Source organism: Mucilaginibacter boryungensis, from assembly GCF_015221995.1.
In the GTDB taxonomy this organism is placed as follows: Bacteria; Bacteroidota; Bacteroidia; order Sphingobacteriales; family Sphingobacteriaceae; genus Mucilaginibacter; species Mucilaginibacter boryungensis.
Window position 1 is genome coordinate 1,532,570 of the sequence record NZ_JADFFM010000001.1, and the last position, 22,051, is coordinate 1,554,620.

Here is a 22,051-nt window from a genome sequence, read left to right on the forward strand (position 1 = left end):
GATATAATCAAGCGGTCAAAAAATATATATCTTATAGTTTATATACATCCAGATAGTCACTCGCAATTTTCTGGTCACTGTAATAATTCTCGGCTTTTATACGGCAGGCTTCCCTATTAAGTTTATCGATACGGCTAACATCGGCGATCATTTCTTCAACATTATTGCTGATATAACCTGTTATCCCCTGATCGATACCCTCAGGTATACCGCCCATATTAAAGCCTAAAACCGGTGTCCCGCAAGCATAAGCCTCGGGTAATATCACCGGGAAAGGTTCCAGCCACTCTACAGGGGCAAGCAGCGCGGCTGCGTTGCCAAGCAATTCATTACGCTGGGCATTATCAACCGTGCCGATCCATTTTATCTGCTCGCCATCGATATATGGTTTTATTTCACGTTCAAAATATTTTTTTTCAACCGATATGTCAGAAATATAACCAGCAACAATTAACTGCCGGCCTGTGGCTTTTGCTACTTTTATAGCATTATGCAAGCCCTTGCATCTTTCAAACCTTCCCACAAAAGCCAGGTAACTATCAGGCGGTGTATCCGGGCGGTAAGTAAACTGGGCAATGGGCGTACAATTATAAATGGTCCGCCAATCGCTGTTTTTTGTTTGTCCCAATTCCTTAATTGCTTCAGAAACGGCCGTATATACCAAATTATTCGGCTGCATCATGTCGGCTATTTTAATATTACGACGGGTAACCTGCCGCAGGTACGATTGCACCTTACGTATATCTGTTTTAATGAACGGGATCAGATAAGCCAGCCTGCCAAAGTTATGGATCACATCATGCCTGCTTATTTCTTTTTTTAATATTGCCCGTACTTGTTTAAGATTTGAAATATTGATAGCCGCAGTAACATCGCCATTTTTTCCATAGGTGATCAGCCTGTCGGGAGATTGTGAATTTGGGCCAGCCACAATAGTTACGTTATGGCCCATTTTTACGTATTGATTCGCGATATCGTAAACAATACGTTCTATACCACCATAATGTATGGGAGGTACTGGTATAAAAGGGTCCATCAACAATAATATCCTCATATCAGGTTTTAGGTGTATTAAAGAAACGAAGTGTTAATTTCGTTACTGTTTCTACATCATCTTCAGTCATGTCATAAAATAGAGGCAGTCTAACCAGGCAGTTTTGATAATGATCGGCCATGGGAAGCTCCCGGTCGCCATGCTGATCTTTATAAAACGGGCTATTATGCAAACACATATAATGGAACTGCACCTGCACACCATTCTGGCTCATAAAGGTTATAAAATTTTGCCGTATTTGCAGCGAATCACAAATAAAATAAAAGGTGTGCGCGTTATGTTTTATCCCTTCAGGAAGGTAGGGTAGTTTAATTTTCTTCTGGGTTTGAAGTGTGTTAAGTAACAGGTAGTATTTTTTCCAGATAGCTAATCTCCTCTGTTGTATTTCATCTATACATTCTAATTGGGCAAGCAAATAAGCCGCCAATATATCTGAAGGGATGTATGACGAGCCTGCATCAACCCAATTATACCGGCTTACTTTACCACGTATAAATGATGACCGGTTGGTGCCTTTTTCCCGCAATATCTCGGCCCTTTCTATAAAACGTTCATCGTTTATTACCAATAGCCCACCTTCACCACAGGTAATGTTTTTTGTCTCGTGAAATGAAAAGGCACTTAAATGCCCAAAACTGCCAACCGGCTTATCATGATAATAGCTATCTAAAGTTTGCGCGGCATCTACTATTAAAAATAGGTTATGCTTATCGGCAATAGTACGCAGCTTTTTTATATCGCAAGGTATGCCACCGTAATGCACTGCTAAAATCGCCTTGGTGAACGGGGTGATCAGGCTTTCAACCAAATCTACATCCATACTGGGCGATTTTGCACTGCTATCCACAAACACCACTTTAGCCCCCCGCAAAATAAATGGATTGGCAGACGATACAAAAGTGTAGGAGGGTATGATCACCTCATCGCCGGTTTTAATATCAATTAACAAAGCGGCTAACTCGATAGCATGTGTGCAGGATGTGGTTAGATAAGTTTTTGCGAAACCGTATCTTTTTTCAAAAAACGCTTCGCAGGCTTTGGTGTATTTACCATCGCCCGCTATTTTACCGCTATTAATAGCATCGTTAACATATTCAGTTTCTTTACCGGTTAAATGCGGCTTATTAAATGGGATCATAGGTTATAAGGAAGCGTACATATTAATACGCTTTGGTAGCCTGCACAATGTTTATATAATCAGCAGCGCATTTTTCAATTGTTAAATTTTCAAGGATATATTTCCGTGGGCTAAATAATCCTTTGTTTTTTAAACTCATAAATTCGTGCAAACGGCCCTCGAATTCGTTAACGGATGCAAATTTCAAACCGCACCTGTCATCCCAATAAGGTACCGAACTTACGGGGCCATATTTAATTTCAGGATAATAATAAGGGTCTTGCCAATATCCGCCAATATCCCAGGCCAGTATCGGTAAACCGGATGACAATATTTGCTGATAGGCCAGCCCCTGGGTTTCGTGCTTGCACAAAAATATAGCAGCCTTTGATTGCGCTAAAGCTTGTTGCAGATCGGTTGGGGTATAAGCGCCATATTGCAGTATGGTATATTTTAACGATTGATTATTCAGCGTATCCAAAATCGGGTTAAGCAGTTGGGACACGTATTTGTCGCGCTCCCACCTTATTTTATCATAGATAAGAAAGTCGACAGGTTTTTCCTCACTCCGAGTTACAGGTGCCCATTTTTCCGTATCTATTCCCGTTGGCCAGGCTGTTACTTTATTGCCGTAATAGGGTTCGAACATTTTTTGCATCCAGTTGCCGGGGACAAGCACCCGCTTAATATTAGGATACCGCGTTAGCAGATCGGGACATTCAACGGGATGGGAGAATATACCAGCACCAAAAACTATGGGGTTTTTCCACTCCCTTTCGAAAAGTACCTGTGGCTTTCCAATTATACAGGCAGTTTCTTCGGGGTGTTGTTTAATATACTTAAAATCGTTAAAACGATAAGGGATATTCAATTTATCCAAACCTTGCATCAGGTTTAACGCCACCATCATTACCCCCCCGGGTTTCGCTTTACCCCTAACCAAACGCCGGATCAGTTTACGCGGGTAGCGGTCTAATGGTAGCCAACGGTCTGGGTCGGGTTCCTGGTAAAATATGTTTAACGGGGCCATTATTCTTTTATAAACTCTTTAAAGTCTGAACCGGCAATGTATCCTTCTATATTTATTGCTTTTAAAAGCATCACATTTTGCTTATGTTTTAATATACGGCCAAAGGCTTGCTCTAAAGACAGTTGATAGTCAGTACCAATTGATTTTTTGAATTTCTTTTTTATTGATATGAACAGGCTTTTGATGCCATGAATGCCGTTGGAATAAGAAAGCATTTCTTCAATTGCTAAAACAAGCAGGGATTGCAATACCGATTTATTTTTTACAAAATATGCCCTGGTACTGAAATATGGTACGGCACGGTCAAACTCTTTACCAAACCCTGCAAAATCATATTTCCCGAACAAATTATCATCTGGTAAACCGAAATTCTCATTAGGAAAGTATCTTCCGCTTATTTTGAATATGGGAGTGTGGACTGGTAGGTCATGTATACAGTTTAGAATAAGCAAAGCTTCATTTAAACCCTTATTTTCAAAAGTAAATTGGGGGGAACTAAAAATTTTAATCTCCTTATTAACTTGTAATATTTCAGAAAAATCAACTTTATTTGTCGAGTTATCAAACAAGTAAATAGATGATAGCGGAAGTGCTGATAACCTTATAATGGTTTCCACTGTTTGTTGCATGCGTTCGGCATTACTGTAATACGAGTAGGCGCCGTTTGGTATTAATGTTGATGTGACAATCGCTATCATTGCAAATGGCCGATCTTTTTTAGCTTTGTGTAGTTATACTGCAAAAATTTTGCTGTTTTCCAGCCAAACACCTTCGATATAGTATTCAGTAAATTGCTTCCAATATTAGTGTAAGCAGGGAATAAGATAGGATTAAGGAGCTTTTTATAATCAATTATTAAGCCTCGTATTGCTGGCTCCTCAAAGTAATTATTAACTAATATTTCGCTCAGATTCTTGTTCGTGGCGTTATGTATTGCTTCAATATCTTTAGTATCCGAGGCAAGGGCAAGTAAATGCTGATGCTTTAGCCATACACTTGTTACCTGACTTATTAAAGCCTGTTTATTTTTAGCACCAGACAATGAAAGATAGTTATGATACTTCCGATAATAATTCAGCACATCCGGTTGATATATGATCCCTTCAGACTGCAATATAACCCGGCAAAAGTATTCACCATCGTCATCAAGCGTCAAATTTTCGTTCCATGGGCCTGCTTTTTCAATTAAGTTTCGCGGGGTTAGGAAAGAATTAGGCTGGATCATGTTACCCAGAAGGGTATACCCGCCATACATATTGATAAGAAACTGCAAAGGCGAATCATGAAAATTTTTTAAGAAATCATCCTTTTCAGCTATGTTTTTTGTGTATGGGTCATCGCCGGTAAAAAAATGCGCGGTTTTGCAAATGGCAATCTTATTGTGATTATTGATTAATGCATTAACTTGTTTTTCGATTTTGTTTTCAGCGATCAGGTCATCAGCATCCAAATACTGAATATAATCGCCGCTGACATTGTTTAGGCCCACTTGCTTAGCAGTACTGGCACCTTGATTTTTTTGGTTAATTACAATAACGCGCTTATCAGTAAAACTATTTATTATGGCTAAAGAGTTGTCTGTTGAGCCGTCATCGACTACAATTACTTCAACATTTGGCCATGTTTGATTTAGGGCACAACGCAAACTTGCCTCGATAAATTTTTCAGCATTATATACAGGAATTATTATAGAGACCAACGGGTATTTCAAAATGCTTTTTTTGTTAATTTTTTAATATCCATCCGTCTTCTATAAATCCATAAATAAGTTGTTACACCAAACATGGCCGATATAAAACTTGAAAATTTGGATGTTTTAATTCGCTTCACGTTCATTTGATATGCCAACTGCCTGGCTTGCAAACTTAATGCCGGGTCATTTTCACGATAGAAGTAATTTGATAATATAGCCGCCTGTTCTCCAAGTATGTTAAAATATTTTGGGGGCAATAAAATACCATATTTTTGCAGGCATTTTAGTTTATCGTGCATGCATCTAAACCAATTTTGATGCGAGAAAGAATCGGGATGCTCAACTTTTTCAACTAAAAATTGATCAACACATTTTATTTTAAACCCGGCGTTTGCCAGCCTTATATGTAGGTCGGGGTCTTCATTTCCCCGTAAAGACTGGTCAAATCCACTTACTTGAGTTAGGGCAGATTTTGAATATAACCCCATGCTGGCGAAGCCCACGTTGTTTAAAAAATAACTAACCTGGTCAATGCTGCTTTTTAACTCTGAATAACTAATGATCCAATTGCGACCTTCGGTATCCTGAAGATCGTAAACCCGGGTATTGCATAACAATTGCACCTGTTCATTTTCAACATGAGTGCTCATTACTTTTACAAATTCAGGATGTATTAAATCATCTGCATCATGAAAATGTATCCAGTTACAAGTTGTTGCTTCAATAAGGCGGTTGCGGGCATAGGCTGCGCCACAATTTACTTTACCTGTAATTACTTTGGCACCCAATTGCCGGGCAATATCGGCAGTATTATCGGTGCTGCAATCGTCGTAACAAATTATCTCATCAAATGCTGTAGTTTGCGCATTAATTCCTTCAAACAGCTTATGTAAAAAGCCGGCAGCATTATAACATGGGATAAGTATGGCAATCTTCAACCTACCTTAATAATTTGTTGTAAAAAGTGAACAGATTTTGCACAAACCTGTAAAAGTATGTTTTAGCCGAATGCATGCCTGGTGGCTTACCATAAATACTTTCAATATTTTGATCGTCTTGCTGCCATTTACTGTTGAAACCATCATTTGCAGATTTTGTATCCCCATGCTGCCTTATAGATCCCAGTGCGAAACGAATATGTTTTTTGGAAACGCCCTTTACTAACCTGAGCCATAATTCGCCATCTACATTACAGTTCATTTTTTCCCATATAGGTTGATGTACCTTATTTTTCCAAAAAGCAGAATGGGAGGCTATAAGCCCGCCATACCTTAAAAACATATCCCAAACTAAATGTGCCTGCCAATAGGTTTGGATAGAATTATCTTCATTTACCGTTAATCCGTCGCCATAATAAAAATCCTTACCAGATTTTAATATTTCCGTTGCCAATACTAAAAAAGCATTTTGATTATAAAAATCATCGCTATTTAGCCACCCATAATAGCTGCCGCTTGCCATGCTAAAGCCAAGGTTAATTCCATGTCCCTGCCCGTTATCCTTTTCATTTTGTGTGTAGCTTATCCATTTGGCATATTTATTTAATATATTATTGGTTTCGTCGGTGCTGCCGCCATCCATAATAATTAATTCAACATGCGGGTAATTTTGTAATAGTACCGATCTTATGGCATGTTCTATAAACTTGCCCTGATTAAAGGAGGGGATTACAATGGTAAGTTTTGGCCAATTTATTTCGGCAAGGTAGGCAGCCGGATCAACTTCTGTTTGCCACGGCCAGCCGATGTTAATGTTGTTAACAGGCAACTCTGCCAGCAGGCCGGTATGTTTATAAGGTACCTGCATTAAAGGCAATTGTACCCCCTTAATAATAAAAGCTTCCCTGTATGCCGGTAGTGGGTTTATAATTTCCAATTAATTAATAGTCTTAAACGATCGTTTCATTTTTAAGAACGGTTGCTCCCACAAATAATAGGAACATAATGATACAAAGTATATACATACCATATTGAAAGGAAACATTCGCCAAAAAGGCATAAACTCGCCAACAAAAAAGAATTCTTGCCACACGTAAATACTATATGATAAAATTCCAATATGGATAAAGAGTTTACTGTTCAATACTTTGTACATATTTTTATTATCAGGGTTAATGCTGCTTATAATTAAAAATATGATACACAATGAAATAATGGTATTGCCAAATGGTAGTGAAATGATAGCCAAATGGCCTGTACTTGCTGTATACTTAAATAAGGCTATTAATATAACGGCAAATAATTGAATTATGACGTTGCTGAAAATCTTATAATTAACTATTGCTGGATTTTTTTGGTAATAGATTCCTGCCAAAACACCAATAAACAATGCATCCGCATAATCAAAAAATGGAGCAAGGAAATAATTGCCTAACGGCGCGAATTTATAACTGATAACCCTGGTTATACATGAATAAACCAAAATGCACGCGATGATGGGTATGACCCTTTTTCTATAAAAAACAAGCAGCGCCGGCAAAAATAAATAGAATTGCTCTTCTATAGAGAGCGACCAAAAATGACCGGTAAACCAGCTTTTTTTAACGTCAAAATTCACCGTGAAAGTAACTACATGTAACAAGTTACTTGTAGTTACAAATATGTTTTCAAAGTTTTTCCAGATCACTATAAAGCCTGTATACAATAAAAACACGGGCAATATGCGGAACGCACGCCTTATGTAAAAGCGTTTTAAATTAATTTTGCCGTTGTTTTCATACTCGGTTAAAAGCAAATAAGTTATTAAAAACCCACTTATTACAAAAAATATGGTCACCCCCACGTCTCCGAACTTGGCAAATGGTTTTAATTGCGCTGGAAAATCTTTAGAAAGTACAGCATGAAAAAGGAGAACTAAAATAACAGATACTGCCCTCAAACCGTCTAATGATGGTAATCGTTTCATTAAAAGTTAAAGGCATTAACCATTTCGCAAACATAGCCTATCTCGTTTTCGCTATGAAAAAAGGCCATCGGTAAACTTAGGTATTGATCTTTCAGTTACCGCAAGGTTACCGCGGGTACCGGTAAAAGTTGTCAGATCTGTTAAGTAGCCCATTATTCTATCCTGATATAATTGTTTTTATAATGCCTTCTTCTATCTGAAAATAAAAGCGCGGTAATAAATTGCTTGGATGCTGCTTTTAAACCTAAAACATACATCCCAAGTTTATATTTACCACTTAATGTATTGATCTTATTCACATCCTTAGTATTCAGGCTGTCAATTTCCGGGTGTTGTTTTTTAATTTCCCTGTCAATACTTAGTAGGGTTTTTATATAAGGCTGATATATTTCAGTAAGTGCATGTTCGGGGGTTTCATACCCCCCTATGCACCAGGTATTGTTGGATAAATACAGCAAATCATGAAAATGATAAAAAATCAAAGGGGTATCTTTCACCATTAATTGTTTGCCATTTCCGCTTAAGGGGTGGTTTAAAAGATTCCATGGGGCCACGCCTGCACCAATATTTCGGCATATATGTACGCCGTTAAACATATAAGGCCACGAGTCGAGGTATTTCTGATCAGCCCATTTTCCATCTTCATAATAGGAATAACACCACCGCAAGCAAGCTTGCATCCACCATTCCAATACAGTAAGTCCATCTTTTGTATTTTTAAACCCAATCAATTGTGCGCAATATATTCCCGAGCTGGAACTCTGATTGTATAAACTATAATAGTTATGAGGGGTAATTAATACAGAACAGTCCCCCATTTCAGCTAATAATATCGATGCGTCATTATAAAAGAAAGTATCAGCATCAATATATATACAATTAGGGATTTTGTATTCTGTAAAGCAATATTTTACAATAAACGGCTTACAGGTCCAGCAGTATTCAGACGTTGAGCGCGTTTTTTTTACTTCTAAAAGTAATTCATTTTCAATCTCAAACAATGGTATAATAGTAGCATTTGTTAGCGTGCTGTTTGATAAGATTTGATATGTTTCATCATCATATGCGAACATATAGAGATGAAACGACGCGCAACTATCAACCAGCGATTGATGCAATGCCAGGCCTTTAGCCAAATAATTAGTGTTAAAAAGCGTACAGAAATTTATCATGATAACTTTATGGCTTCTACAAAAAGGGAATCGGGTTTCCTTGCTTTTCCGTCCATTTCATCTAAGCCATACTGGCGCCAGTTAGCAATAGCACTGGTATCAAACGTCTTTACTTCGATATTTTTAAAGCCCGCGTCGGTCAACAGATTTGTTAACGAATAACTGTCATACATCCATTGATGTATTTCGCCTGATCTTCTGAATTTTCCAATCCTATACAATTGATAATCAGAACCTAAAATTATTTTAAAAAATAGTTGCTTAAAGCTGTTTAGCGATAATGCCTTCTTTATTATGCTGCCGGGTTTTCTTGTTACCGGGTTTTGTTGCGTTATTATACTTTCTCTTATCATTCTGCCTTCAGTACCTATGCGGCTATATATAAATTTTTCATTAGGCAAATCTTTACTCGTTAATATATTAAGCATTTCGCCACCCCAATTATTCCGCACCGTCTGATCATACATCTCTGTCATTATCCATTCATAATCCGCCCTTATTGCGGGATTGCCCAGATTGGCTTTACCCAAAGCCAATAGGCGCGTATAATGGTGCACAATTTGTTCAAGATCAGGTACCGCAATTCTTATTATTCCGTTGTTGCCCAATACCCTGTAGCATTCACTGATAAACTTTATAGCGTCTTTTTTTGAAAAATGTTCCAGCACGTGTGAATGGTATACCACTTCAAAGCTATTATCAGCAGATGGTATTCCTTTTAGTAAATTGTGGGCTATAACGCCTTCTCCGGTTTTAAAAAAATCAATGTTTGTCCACCGTTTGTCAAAATGACCTCCGCAGCCTAAATTTAAATATGGAAGCTTGTTTTTCATCTTTTAACTTTTAAACGATCCATTATCATGCGTGGCGCTAATCAGGTATCTGATTTTGATCTTCCTGATCGAGCGGTTTAATTATTTTGGAGGGATTACCAGCCGCCACCACATTAGGAGGGAGGCTTTTTAGTACGACGCTGCCAGCACCAATTATGGTATTTTCGCCAATACTAACTCCCTTCATAATAAAGGAACCGGCACCTATCCAAACATTATTGTTAATAATAACTTCCTGTTCACGCCAATCATTAATTTGTGTAAACCCCTGTGTAGTATTAACGATAAATTCCTGTTGCCTTTTTTTAGGGTTTAAAGAATGAATGTTGCTATCGTAAATATTTACATTATGCGCTATTTGCACATTATCGCCAATAGTTATATTTAATACAGCATATATCCTGCTGTCTTCGCCTATAAATGATCGTTCGCCAATGCTTATTTTCCCTTTATCACAGTTAACTAACATGCCTGCGATATGACTGCCCGCGCCTATTTTAACAGCGTCTTTTTTATTTGTATTGCTAATTATGGCACTTTTATAAATCACGGCACCGGCCCCAATAATTGCGTTAAGCAGCCGGATCCTTTTTCTCTCAAAGTATTCAGGGAAGCAAGCTTTTGCAATATTTCTTAACAGTTTGAGCATTAGTGTGTTTTAATATTCTTAAATCTGTTTAAATATAACCTTATCCACGATTTTAGCTTTCTTTCCAAAGATTTATTGTGTTCGAAAACATATTTAAAAGTAGCGCGCAAATATTTTTTGTCGATTTTTATTTTTTTGGGGTCTTTTAAAGGGAATGTCATTTGCTTCAACTCCAACGTAGCGTAAGGGCTATCAGCACCTACAGTGTTACTTGCCTCGGGCCCAAAGCCTATATTTTTAACCAGGTTTACAGATGGGTTAATCATGCGTCCACCATTATTAAAAATACAATGTAGCCATTGGAGATCCCAGGCTCCAATCTCTTTATCATAAGCCCACTGGTACAAATCCTTATAATATATATCAAACCAGTTAGTATTACCCATGGCCTTGCGTATTTTTTTCTGGTTCGTTTTATCCTTCCAATCCGGCATGTCAAAATCATACAATTGCCATGCCCGTCGCCATGTAGCCCACCCCCACACACCGCCATGCCCAAAATGATAAGATTGTTTGTTAGACAGCCACCCTTCATTTAATAAATTAGTACCAGAGATAGCGAATATGGAATGGTCATATACATATTTATTTAAAAGGATTTCACAAAATTCAAAAAAGGAAATATCGGGCAAACAATCATCTTCCAATATAATACCCTGTTCCACATTGTTAAAAAACCAGGTGATGGCCTCAAAGCCCCCGCGTGCTACGCCAATATTCCTATTATGAAACAGTGTGTGCAATTCACAAGGCCAGTCTACCTGCGTCGCTATATCTCTGACAAGCCGGCAACGCTCTTCTTCATCAGCATTTTTAGGGCCATCTGCAGCTACAAATAACTTTGCTGGCCTGGCTGCTTTTATAGCATTAAATACCTTGGTTGTGGTATCCAGTCGTTTATAAACTATAAATAAAACTGGAGTTGTTAGCATTCAATGCTTATAAAATTATAGTTCAAGTTGCTCATAATGCCTGCCGGGTATTCTGTGCCTTCCCGAAACCCAAGCCAGTTTTTAGGTGCATACACTGTTTTACCGGCTTTATTATTTAACCACGCACCCCACCAACTGAACGAACTGTTAGATAGGATACAAACATCGGCGTTTTGTAATAACTGCAAATCGATTATTTCATTGTTCTCAGAGATGTATTTGTTGGACAGGTATTCAAATTCTTTTTTAACATATTCGGTATCGTCGGATATAAACACATAAAAAGGATTGGTAATTTTCATTGCCTTTATAGCATTGTGGTAATAGCTGTCGGGCAAATTGAAGTTATGGTTCAAATAATCTCCGCGTCTGATATGTATAACAATGATCGTTTTATCTATGGGTAGGTCCTTAGCAATTAGATCATATTGCTGCTTGTAACGTGGTTGAATAGTAAACAGCCGGGCAATATCTGCTGTATATGTTCCCCAATACTGTAATGATTGGAAAAAACCATCGTATAGCGCACCGTCGTCAAGTTTTTCCAATACTTCGCCTGGGGCAATTGTACTGCTAAATTTTGATATCTTAAGCCCATGTGATCTTTTTAGCATGGTATAAAACGCATTTTTTAAATAATAGCTAAATAAATTTTTATACCCATTAATGCTAAAGATATGCTTTTGTAAAAACTGATAAGGGGGGACGTCTACCTCAAAATACCGATCAAGTAAAAATGCTTGTACAGACTGATCTAAATAAAACCTAACCCCCAGTTTTTTTGCCGCCGTGTATATAAAAGCGTATTGAAATAATTGGTTGCCTAAACGACCTTCAAGACGCATAGCTATCATGCTTTGATAAACCAAAAACAGCCGCAACCCCAACGCTGTCTATCTATTATTTCCCGGGATGGGTTTGTTATGTAACCTATATTTTCAAAATCATCGGGTATCAGGGTAAATTCCTTAAGTTTTAGTTTGTTGAAATTTTCGATAATTGTATCGTAGCCATACACCCTGTGGGCATTAAATTCTGTCCTGGGGTTACCAACAGGTACTACGAATAATAAAGTACCGCCAACGGCTAAAACCCTTTGCAGTTCTTCCATGGCTTTTTTATCACCGTCAATATCAATAGGATCGCCATACCTGCCCAAACCTATGTGCTCAACGGTATGCATACATGAAAGGCTATCAACCGAATCCGATTCAAAGTGTAGCGAGGTTAGATTGGTCCTGCCCGATGAGTAATTAGATAAATGAATGTTAGCAGGCCTGTAATCGTAAAATTCTACCGGGATAAAGGCCGATAGGATGGTGGTGAAATTTGTTGTAGACGAAATATCAATATGTTTAACAGGTTTTGTTTGCGCCAATACACGCGCAGCCCATGCCGGGTGATAAGTATAATGAGGTTCTACCGGCGTATAGGGTTTGTTATCATCCAAACAGGGATATTCAATTATTTTAACCGATGGTGGTGCCTGGTTTTTAAAATTGGCTAATTGCTGTTCATAAATAGCCCTTTTTTTAATTTCAGCTGCCTCGTTTTTCAGGAACCGCTTTAATTTTCTTAAATAATTTAACACCTTATTTCCTTTTAAGTATGTGTGAAAGCCTGCTTCTGTAATGCCCGATACGGTTATTCATTTTACGCAGCGGAGTAACCTTCAATGTATGTTCAGCCCAAACTTTTGTGGCTTTTGAGTTATCTACTACGCGTATAGGGCGTTTATCCAGGTTATCAAACCAACTGTATCTGCCCTTTTTTGAAAAGATATAATCAACATCAGCCGGATGGATATGATCTATATAAGCGATGATAAGTTTGATTAAACGTAGTGAAACGGATTTGCGTTTATTCCACGCATCTCTAATATAATAGGAGTCGTGACCGCGTCTGTGGAAGTAAAAACTACCGGGCAATACTACCATTTTGCAGTTTTCAAATAATTGTTTGGCACCAAACGACCATGTATCCAAAGCGCCCATATCCTCGCTATAACCATTTGCCTTTTGCCAGCTATTTTTAGTGAACAGGTAGTTACCACTGGCACCCGGAAACAGTTTGCCGCTAAGCACATGGTTGATGTTATACATAGGTAAATCAAAGTGCCACGATCCATCGATTGTGTCCGTAGTGGTTGAGAAATACTTCAATTCGCTAAAACTGGCAATCTCTGCTTTATGCTCTAAAAGATGACCCAATAAAAGACTGATACTATTCGGCGCTAAAACGTTATCCGAATCCAGGCAAAACAGCAGCTCGTGGGTTGCTGCTTCTACCGCAGTATTACGTGCAGCCGCGCCACCCTTGTTGATGATATGGTTGATGATTCTTATTTGGGGATACAACTTTTCCAGATTGGCTAAAACAGTCCCGGTATCGTCGGTTGAGTAATCATTCACTACAATTAGCTCATCCCCATCAACCATGTTGGTGGCTATAATTGATTCAACTGCTTCTTTTATAGTGGCCGAGCAATTATATGCGGGTACGAAGAAACTGATACTGTTCATTTTGCCGCTGCTTGTTTGGGGTTACAGATCAGCCATTCCATTATTGCAGGCCTGCATTCACGATATAACATATACTTTTCCTCTACTGGCAAGTTTGCGGTTTCGGGATAATTATAAGTCTTTGCTTTTTCAATATCATCAATGCTTTTTACAATATGAATATGATGAGTTGCGGAAAATAATTTAACGAGGTTGTCAGAAATACGCAAGTTCAAAAAATCATGCGTTTCAATTATTAGATCGCAATTAAGCAAATTTTGAATATTGGCTTTAGTGAACAGGTCGTTTTCAAAGCCCTCACAATCGCAAATTATCAGGGCCCGACCATTAAACGGGAAGCTTTCCAATATTTCAGGGGTGCAGGTTTGTTTTATCGAAACCCTTTCATCAATGCCGTTAAGCTTTGCCATTTGGCGGCACAGTCCCCTGGCGGTTTCGTCCGTGTCATATGCGTATATTTGTGTATTGGGTAAGCGTAGCCCCAATCCAATAGCATAATAACCTTCTGCACAGCCAATGTCTATTATCTCGGCATAATTATTTTGTAAAAGGTCAGTAATCGCCTCGCTCAATTCCTTTTCATAACACCCCAGTAGTTTGGGATAAAGAGCGCTACCCACCGCTGCAAAGGATGGATATTTCATACCTTGAAAAGGCCCATGAAGCACTTGATTTGTTGGGAATATAGCCTGAATAGTGTCATTTACATGACTAACTATCTGTGCTGGTTTTTTCCTGTTGTTGACTGCAAAAAAACCAAATATGGCAAATGGTCTTATAATGGGCCAAAGGATATTGTTGTTTGTTATGGCTATGATTAGTTTTTTTATGTGCGATTTCATTATTTAGTCTTACAATCAAGCTTTACAGTTCATTTAGCTCCATTAAAACATATTTGCACCATTTCTGAAAATTTAACTTTTCTTTCCAGCATTCAGCTGCTTTTTCGCCTTTTTGTATAGCTTCATTTTTATCCAGGTTGTTTAGTAGTAGTGTCTCCAACTCGTCAACGGTGGAAACATAATAACTCATTTCATCCCAGGGGATAAATTTTTTAAAGGGGCGCACATCTCTATCACTGATAAGGCAAGGCGCTACTCCTAATTGCATGGCCTCAAAGAAACGAAAAGAGGTACAATCTGTGCCGCGGGGACATAAAGCAACATATGATGACATGATATTTATATTAAAACTTTTCCCCAAAAACCATCTTTTATAAAAAATCGTTGGTAAACATCCGCCGATTAAAATCTCCGGGTTATTTTCAAACCTTTTCTTTATTTCCATTCTAACCGGATGTGTTTCAAAAGAACCATTAAATGCAGCTAAATATTTTTTCTCAATCTTAAAAATCGGTTTCTTGTGAGGTTTGCATATTAAGGGTATGTCTATAGCCTTATTATTGGTTCGACCAGCGTTAAAAACAATAGTGTCACCTGCGTCAATCAGAATCCCCCCATCAAACAAGGCTATGGTAAAAGTTTTTTTATCGTCAATAATTACTTTATCAACTTCCGCTTTAAGTTCTTTCAACCCCGCACCCTTAGCTGCAAAATGATGATTGATATGCCAACGTGTCCAGTATACAGGTAAATAATGCCAGTTTGCCTCCTGATGGTTATTTGTAAGCAGATGTTTTTGTTTTTTTATCCATATCAGAAAGTCTTGCTCGGCATCATAATCATTATTATGTGATGGGTACCTCATTGCCTGTTTTTGTGGTTGTAAAAAGCCGGGGACAGGCAGTATATATATCTTCATTTTACAAGATTGGCAAACACATTACTATCAGCAGCTGCGCGGTCATTCTCATCAGGCCGGTATTCTGCGGGCAGCTCTTTTGCTGCTATACTTTTATCCTTGCTGTTAAAAAATATTTTTGAATAACCCACTATTTTGGCCATATCCTCTAATATGGCAGGACTAATTACGCTGTAATGTTCCCAATTGTCCCATTCGGCAGTGTATACCCCTGTTTTCCCTTTTTCAAAAGATGAGTTATCGCGCATAGATGCTACCAGGTTAGGGGTATTGATGCGCTGAACGGCCCCCTTTTTCATTACCCTTAATGTTTCCGCCAGGAATATGATCTGTTGCTTTTGCGTAAGGTGTTCAAAAAAATCTTCATGAAATATAATATCAACGCTTTCATCGGGCAGCGGGATACCATCACTAAAAATATCTATTATATAAAGGTCGTCCCTGTTACCGCGCATCACCTCGGGATAATGCTTATCTGTATAATATTGTAAATAGGGCCCAAAGTGGGCATAAGAAAGGTCGATGTTTATCCAACCCTTTAGTATCCTTGGCCCGCTGCCAAAATGTATTTTTATTTTATCAAATTTTTTAACGTCAGCCTCCAGGCGAATAAGGTCATTTTTATCAGACCTACTCACAGGCAACTTCTTGAACTCATAACCCGCTTTGCCTAATAGCCTTGTTAAAATATATTTAACGGTCATTACAATCTTCGTCCTTTAAAAGGTGCATTTATTAAACCAATGTTAGCAAAATCATTTTGTAAACCGTATTCATTTAATACTTTAAGGCTAATTAAATTAGGGCCAAATATCCAATCTACACCATTTGTCATATAATCTCCATCGTGGCCACCCACCGAAATATAATAGTTGCCCGGCCGCAGGAAATAAGCGGGAATAGTAAATGCTGATGTAAACGGTCCGGTTTCTAATAGTTGTGGAGTATCATAATCGTGCAGGGTAAATACCCTGGTTTCATCTTCGCTGGTAACAGATACCGATGTCCTGAATTTATTCACCGTGGTTATACATTCTGCAAATACGCGGATATCAATCTCGTTTGATGGGAATATTTCAAGATAAAGTTGCTCGGTATTATTGATCAGTATTTTATTAAATACAATGCTTTTAGTTAATGTGCCGATAAATGAAAACTTTTGGCTATCGTGTATATAAGTGCCCTTTAAATATTTATTTATCACATCCATTGTGTCGCCGTTCTCGGCAATAACGCCATTGTTTAGTAAGATGGTTTTGTTGCATATGCTTTTAATGGCTGCCATATTATGGCTTACAAACAAAACTGTCCGGCCCTCGGCATTACTGATATCGCCCATTTTCCCCAGGCACTTTTTTTGAAATTCGGCATCGCCAACGGCCAGTACTTCATCAACTACTAATATTTCCGATTCCAGGTGCGCCGCAACGGCAAAAGCCAAACGCACATACATGCCGGATGAGTAACGTTTTACGGGAGTATCGATATATCGTTCCACCCCCGAGAAATCTACTATTTCATCAAACTTGCGTTTTATTTCGGCCTTCCGCATGCCCAGTATGGCGCCGTTCAGGTATATATTCTCCTTCCCAGTTAATTCAGGATGGAAACCTGTGCCAACCTCAAGCAAACTTGCTATGCGCCCCTTTATTTTAACCGAACCGGTGGTAGGGGAGGTTACCCGGCTTAATATTTTGAGCAGCGTGCTTTTCCCTGCACCGTTACGGCCTATAATACCAACCGTATCGCCCTGTTCAATTTCAAAGTTAATATCCTTCAAGCTCCATACAATATCGCTGGTGCCTTTGGTGGTACGGTCATTCGCTTCGCCAATCCTCAGAAAAGGGTCTTCCTTACCGCGCAGTCGCGCCCAAAAGCGTTCCACATCGCGCGATATGGTGCCGGTGCCAAAATCGCCTAACTGGTAAGCCTTAGACAGGTTTTCAACTTTAATTACCTTACCCATTATACCGTATCAACAAATGAACGCTCTACCCGGTTAAATATAATAATGCCAGCTAACAATATAAATGCCGAGGCGCCTCCGCTGTATATCAGCAATTCCCAACTGTTTGTGCCTTTACTTAAAAATCCGTACCTGAAAAACTCTATCACCGCTGTAATTGGGTTTAGTTTAATAAGCCAGCTGTATTGCGGGAATTTTGACTGCGCTACAGACAAAGGGTACACAACTGTAGTGGCATATATTAAAAGCGGCACACCAAAACTTACCACAAAAGCCAGGTCGCGGTATTTGGTGGTAACGGATGATATGAGCATGCCTAAGCCCAGGCCCTGCGCCGCAATAAGCACAATAAGCAACGGAAATAATAAAGCGTAGGCATTTACCGTAAAGATGCCGCTTTTAAAAGCATATATGCCCAGTAACAGCAAAAACAAAATTAACTGCACCGCAAATCTTATCAGGTTTGATGCTACTATACTTAACGGCATAATTAACCGCGGAAAGTAAACCTTACCTAAAAGCGCCGCGTTATCTTTAAAAACGGTTGAAGTTTTAAGCAGGCAATCTGAGAAGTAATTCCAGATAATAGTACCTGCTAAATAGAACAGCGGTTTGGGTACACCATCGGTTGATATGCCTGCCAGGTTGCCAAACACAAATGAAAAAAAGCCCACAGTAATAATGGGTTGGATAAAGAACCAAACAGGGCCAAATATGGTTTGCTTATAAAACGAAACGAAATCCCGGCGCACCAGCAACACCAGCAGGTCGCGGTAGTGCCAAACATCCTTCAACTTCAGATCAAGCAGTTTACTTTTGGCTGTAACCTCTATGTCCCAGTCTTCCTGTAAAGTATCTTCCATTAAACCAACATTTTTTCTAAGGCGTCTTTGTAATCGCCGGCGTTAAAATATTCCAGGCATTTGCGTTGCAGGTTTAAGCGGTGTGCCGCAGTCAAAGGCACATTCAAATTATCGCTGATAGCGTGTTTCAATTCATTAATGTCATTCACATTTATGGCTTTGCCCAATTCTCCGTTCCTTATAGCGTCAAGGCTACCGTCTTCGTTGCCGCATATTACAGGCAAGCCGCAGGCAAGCGCTTCTATAAATACAATCCCGAAGCCCTCTTTTTTACTGGGCAGCACAAAAAGGTCGGCCAGTAAAAAATGGTCCTCCAATTCAGCTTCGTTAATAAAGCCGGTTACAATTACCTGTTCTTCTACGGCATGGTCTTTTATTAACTGCCGTATACGCCGGTCTTCTGCACTATCGTACTTACCCGAAAGTATATACTTCATGTCAGGAAAATCGTTTCTAAGTTCGCTTACCGCCTTTATCACCTGTTCGTAACCTTTATACTGTTCGGTTGATGCCAGGCGGGTTAAGGTAAACACAATTTTACTTTTTGGCGATAGGTTGTAACGCTTTAACAAATAGTCGGGCTTAACAAAAGTAGCAGGTAGTTTTATCGATGGATCTAACGCGTTATTGAGTACCACACACTTTGCGGGGTTTACACCATGCATGGTTATCATTTTTTGCATGGTAAAATTGCTAACGCATATAATTTTATCGCAGGTACTTAATATTCTTTTTTTGAAGAGTTTCAACGGCCGCCAAACCTCAATGCCATGTGCCACTACCCATACTTCGCATTTGGGGTTAAAAATTTTGGCTGCCCACCCAATTAGCGCCAGGTTGATATGACTAAGGATGATCACATCGGACTTTGCTCCTTTTGTGGTGGCATTTAATGCAAACCGCCAGCGCTTTTTGTTAAAGCCTTTAAATGTTTTGCCTGGGATATAAACATTGTTCAAATCATCATGATGATCATACCCCGACCATAAACTAAAATTCCATTGTCTTTTTGCTGCAATTTGCTGTATGGCCTGGGCCATAGTACGGCTCATTTTTTGGATGCCGCCCGTAGCGCTAAAGGTTTGTAAGGTTAACAGCAATATGTTTTTAGCAGGCAGTTGTTCTGCAAGCAACTGGCGCGTTTGTAACTGATACAAAGCAAAAGCCCTTGACCAATGCACCTTGTTATCCTTAAACCGACCCATAACCTTGCGGGCCTGCTTGTTTTTATAAAAGTTTATATCACTTATTTGGCAGTGTTTGAGCATCCATTGCTGCAGCGGAAATGAGAACCCCATTTTCTGGCGGTCCCATATTTGCCTTGGTAATAAGGTTCCAAAACTCTCAATTAACAAGTTTTTAGGCTTGCTGTTATCAAACAGTATATCGGGTGCTATACGGTTAACCGTTTGTATAAAATCCTCGTCTAAAAAAGGCACCCTAACTTCCAAGCCATGTGCCATACTCATCACATCGGTATCCCGTAATAGCTGGTTTTGCATATACAAGTTTGTTTCAAACCAGGCAGCTGTTTGCGTGTCTGTGAGGTTGCCCAGGTGAAGCGGTGTGGCAAACAATACTTTTGCTACATAGCTTTCATCCACATTTAAAATTTTAGCAATATCGGCAGGCACAAACAGCCCGCGTAAAAAAAGATAATCGGCCAACGGGTGGTTGTGTGTCAATAAAGCCACCCGCTTTAAAGGGCCGACGCTTACTTTCGCAATAAAATTTAAAAGTAGCGAAGGTATCAGTTTTAGATATTTTAAGTATTCGACGCGTTTAAATGAGGGGTAGCCGCCAAATAACTCGTCGCCCCCTAAGCCCGATAGTACCGCTTTTAACCCTTGCTGCCTGGCATATTTACTAATAAACCAACTATTTATACCATCGGTTGTTGGCATATCCATATCGGTCATTATTGCTGGTAACGAGTCTTCAAAGTCCTGCTGTTGAACCAGGTGCTGCTGGTTTGATGCACCAGTCCCTTTTAAAACAATATCCTGAAAATGCCGCTCGTTATAAGCCTGTTCATTAAAAAATATGGAAGTTGTCTTCAACTCATCTTTTTTATACTGGTAAGCCAGCAAAGTAACCAGGCTCGAATCAATGCCGCCGCTTAAAAACACCCCTATAGGGGCATCTGCCAGCAGCTGACGTTTAATTGCTTTGTTTAACCCGGTGCTGATGTTATTCTGGGCATCGGCAGCTGTATCTATCGGTTCAGTATTTGTGCCGGTTAATTGATAAGGTTTTATCTGATGATGGTTACCCCCGTGATCCCAAATTAAATAATGCCCCTTAGGTAAACTAAATACATCTTTTAAAGTAGTAAATGGTTCGGGGATATGCCCAAAAGCTAAAAAACGTATGGGCCATTCACTATCAGGCTGTGTTGCCAGCCCGGCTTTGTTTAACGCCTTAACTTCCGAGGCAAAACTTAGCTGTCCGTTATTTATATGGTAATATAAAGGTTTTATGCCTGATGTATCACGTACCAGGCAGGTATGGCCCTTTTGTTTATCGTGTAAGGCAAACGCGAACATACCGCGCAGTTTGGCGAATGCATCGGTACCCCATTTTAGGTAAGCCTGAATAATAACCTCCGTATCGCTGCCTGAAACAAAGTTTATGCCTGTACCGGCCAATTCCTCTTTTAATTCTGGATAGTTATAAATTTCGCCATTGAAAGTTATAACTATGTTTTGTTCAGCATCAGCCATTGGTTGATGACCGCTTGCGGTAAGGTCAATAATAGCTAGCCTGCGGTGCCCAAATGCCAGTCCAAACTCTTTTGAATGATAAATGCCTTCATCGTCGGGGCCGCCATGTGCCAGTGTTTGGCACATCATACGGGTTTTGTCCAGTAGCTCTTCTGGCGAAAGTTTAGTTGAAATTACACCGGCAATTCGGCACATATCTTATTTTTTCATTAGGGCACAGCTTCGCCCCGTAAGTTACATTTTTAATTGTAACTTATTGTATTTCAGTGTATTAAAATACGCTTGTTCTCTAAAGAGAACCCAACATTAAATGTCAGATCCTTTGTATTAATGACGCTCCTACATGGATAATGATAGAGCAGCCAATATTTTCAAAACGTAACGCTAATTGTTTTTCAGAGCGGTAAGCAACCACTTCGCCCTCCAGGTCCTTCAGCGGACCAGCTTTTATGCGTACCCGTTCGCCGGGTTGCAAAGCCTCTTCAGTAATTTCAATATCCACGGCACTGGCCAATACCAGCTTAAGGTCTTCAATTTGCCTGTCGGGCATTGATGCGATTTTGCCCGAAAAGTAAATAAACCGTGCAATGCCTTTGGTCATCAATACTTCGGCTTGTTCAGTCGGTTTAATATTTACAAACAAGTACGATTTTATAAAAGGCTCCTCTATCCACTTTTTCCGGTCGCTCCATTGCTTTAAGGTTTTACGCAAGGGTAAATAGGTTACAATTCCTTTTTTCTCCAGCGCTTCGTAAGCTTTTTTTTCAGCACGCGGATGTGTATACACCGGGTACCATTGGGTTGTATGATGATTTAGCCCTAAAGCCATATG

The 22,051-nt window shown here is 39.3% G+C and carries 22 protein-coding genes; all 22 read right to left on the reverse strand.

Annotation, left to right across the window (positions count from 1 at the left end):
- Positions 1-31: 31 nt before the first annotated feature.
- Positions 32-1,054 carry a glycosyltransferase gene (locus IRJ18_RS06440; RefSeq protein WP_194105368.1) on the reverse strand — a complete coding sequence of 341 codons (1,023 nt, stop codon included), beginning with the start codon at positions 1,052-1,054 and terminating at the stop codon, positions 32-34.
- Between the two features lies 1 nt (position 1,055).
- A complete protein-coding gene (rffA, locus tag IRJ18_RS06445) occupies positions 1,056-2,192 on the reverse strand; it encodes a dTDP-4-amino-4,6-dideoxygalactose transaminase (RefSeq protein WP_194105369.1) in 1,137 nt (378 codons plus the stop codon).
- Positions 2,193-2,214: 22 nt separating this feature from the next.
- The gene (locus tag IRJ18_RS06450; protein WP_194105370.1) at positions 2,215-3,201 is read right to left on the reverse strand and encodes a glycosyltransferase; all 987 of its coding nucleotides are present in this window, start codon (positions 3,199-3,201) and stop codon (positions 2,215-2,217) included.
- Entirely contained in the window at positions 3,201-3,830 is a 630-nt protein-coding gene (locus IRJ18_RS06455) for a hypothetical protein (RefSeq protein WP_194105371.1), read from the reverse strand. Before IRJ18_RS06455 ends, IRJ18_RS06450 begins: the two co-directional genes overlap by 1 nt.
- Positions 3,831-3,895: 65 nt before the next feature.
- The gene (locus IRJ18_RS06460; protein WP_194105372.1) at positions 3,896-4,912 is read right to left on the reverse strand and encodes a glycosyltransferase family 2 protein; all 1,017 of its coding nucleotides are present in this window, start codon (positions 4,910-4,912) and stop codon (positions 3,896-3,898) included.
- On the reverse strand, positions 4,909-5,832 hold the full coding sequence (locus IRJ18_RS06465; RefSeq protein WP_194105373.1) for a glycosyltransferase family 2 protein: 924 nt from the start codon (positions 5,830-5,832) through the stop codon (positions 4,909-4,911). The genes IRJ18_RS06460 and IRJ18_RS06465 overlap by 4 nt, the downstream gene beginning before the upstream one ends.
- Before the next feature lies 1 nt (position 5,833).
- Positions 5,834-6,769 (reverse strand): glycosyltransferase, encoded by a 936-nt coding sequence (locus IRJ18_RS06470; RefSeq protein WP_194105374.1) that lies wholly within the window; start codon positions 6,767-6,769, stop codon positions 5,834-5,836.
- Positions 6,770-7,798 carry an acyltransferase family protein gene (locus IRJ18_RS21275; RefSeq protein ID WP_194105375.1) on the reverse strand — a complete coding sequence of 343 codons (1,029 nt, stop codon included), beginning with the start codon at positions 7,796-7,798 and terminating at the stop codon, positions 6,770-6,772.
- 152 nt (positions 7,799-7,950) lie between these two features.
- Positions 7,951-8,970 (reverse strand): glycosyl transferase, encoded by a 1,020-nt coding sequence (locus IRJ18_RS06480; protein ID WP_194105376.1) that lies wholly within the window; start codon positions 8,968-8,970, stop codon positions 7,951-7,953.
- Positions 8,967-9,803, reverse strand: a complete 837-nt coding sequence (locus IRJ18_RS06485; protein WP_194105377.1) for a class I SAM-dependent methyltransferase — start codon at positions 9,801-9,803, stop codon at positions 8,967-8,969. The genes IRJ18_RS06480 and IRJ18_RS06485 overlap by 4 nt, the downstream gene beginning before the upstream one ends.
- A gap of 37 nt (positions 9,804-9,840) precedes the next feature.
- Positions 9,841-10,452, reverse strand: coding sequence for an acyltransferase (locus IRJ18_RS06490; protein ID WP_194105378.1), 612 nt, complete (start codon positions 10,450-10,452; stop codon positions 9,841-9,843).
- Positions 10,452-11,384 (reverse strand): hypothetical protein, encoded by a 933-nt coding sequence (locus IRJ18_RS06495; protein ID WP_194105379.1) that lies wholly within the window; start codon positions 11,382-11,384, stop codon positions 10,452-10,454. The genes IRJ18_RS06490 and IRJ18_RS06495 overlap by 1 nt, the downstream gene beginning before the upstream one ends.
- On the reverse strand, positions 11,378-11,998 hold the full coding sequence (locus IRJ18_RS06500; protein ID WP_194105380.1) for an alpha-1,2-fucosyltransferase: 621 nt from the start codon (positions 11,996-11,998) through the stop codon (positions 11,378-11,380). The genes IRJ18_RS06495 and IRJ18_RS06500 overlap by 7 nt, the downstream gene beginning before the upstream one ends.
- 236 nt (positions 11,999-12,234) lie before the next feature.
- Positions 12,235-12,975 (reverse strand): DUF268 domain-containing protein, encoded by a 741-nt coding sequence (locus IRJ18_RS06505; RefSeq protein ID WP_194105381.1) that lies wholly within the window; start codon positions 12,973-12,975, stop codon positions 12,235-12,237.
- A 1-nt stretch (position 12,976) separates the two neighbouring features.
- The gene (locus IRJ18_RS06510; RefSeq protein WP_194105382.1) at positions 12,977-13,906 is read right to left on the reverse strand and encodes a glycosyltransferase family 2 protein; all 930 of its coding nucleotides are present in this window, start codon (positions 13,904-13,906) and stop codon (positions 12,977-12,979) included.
- The gene (locus tag IRJ18_RS06515; protein ID WP_194105383.1) at positions 13,903-14,748 is read right to left on the reverse strand and encodes a 50S ribosomal protein L11 methyltransferase; all 846 of its coding nucleotides are present in this window, start codon (positions 14,746-14,748) and stop codon (positions 13,903-13,905) included. The genes IRJ18_RS06510 and IRJ18_RS06515 overlap by 4 nt, the downstream gene beginning before the upstream one ends.
- 22 nt (positions 14,749-14,770) lie before the next feature.
- Positions 14,771-15,667 carry an exostosin domain-containing protein gene (locus tag IRJ18_RS06520; RefSeq protein WP_194105384.1) on the reverse strand — a complete coding sequence of 299 codons (897 nt, stop codon included), beginning with the start codon at positions 15,665-15,667 and terminating at the stop codon, positions 14,771-14,773.
- A complete protein-coding gene (locus tag IRJ18_RS06525) occupies positions 15,664-16,371 on the reverse strand; it encodes a class I SAM-dependent methyltransferase (protein ID WP_194105385.1) in 708 nt (235 codons plus the stop codon). Before IRJ18_RS06525 ends, IRJ18_RS06520 begins: the two co-directional genes overlap by 4 nt.
- Positions 16,371-17,633: an ABC transporter ATP-binding protein gene (locus IRJ18_RS06530; protein WP_194105386.1), complete on the reverse strand. Its 1,263-nt coding sequence runs from the start codon at positions 17,631-17,633 to the stop codon at positions 16,371-16,373. Before IRJ18_RS06530 ends, IRJ18_RS06525 begins: the two co-directional genes overlap by 1 nt.
- Positions 17,633-18,496 carry an ABC transporter permease gene (locus IRJ18_RS06535; protein ID WP_194105387.1) on the reverse strand — a complete coding sequence of 288 codons (864 nt, stop codon included), beginning with the start codon at positions 18,494-18,496 and terminating at the stop codon, positions 17,633-17,635. Before IRJ18_RS06535 ends, IRJ18_RS06530 begins: the two co-directional genes overlap by 1 nt.
- Positions 18,496-21,414 carry an asparagine synthase (glutamine-hydrolyzing) gene (gene asnB / locus IRJ18_RS06540; RefSeq protein ID WP_194105388.1) on the reverse strand — a complete coding sequence of 973 codons (2,919 nt, stop codon included), beginning with the start codon at positions 21,412-21,414 and terminating at the stop codon, positions 18,496-18,498. Before asnB ends, IRJ18_RS06535 begins: the two co-directional genes overlap by 1 nt.
- A gap of 118 nt (positions 21,415-21,532) precedes the next feature.
- Positions 21,533-22,048: a UpxY family transcription antiterminator gene (locus IRJ18_RS06545; protein ID WP_194105389.1), complete on the reverse strand. Its 516-nt coding sequence runs from the start codon at positions 22,046-22,048 to the stop codon at positions 21,533-21,535.
- Between the last annotated feature and the right edge of the window lie 3 nt (positions 22,049-22,051).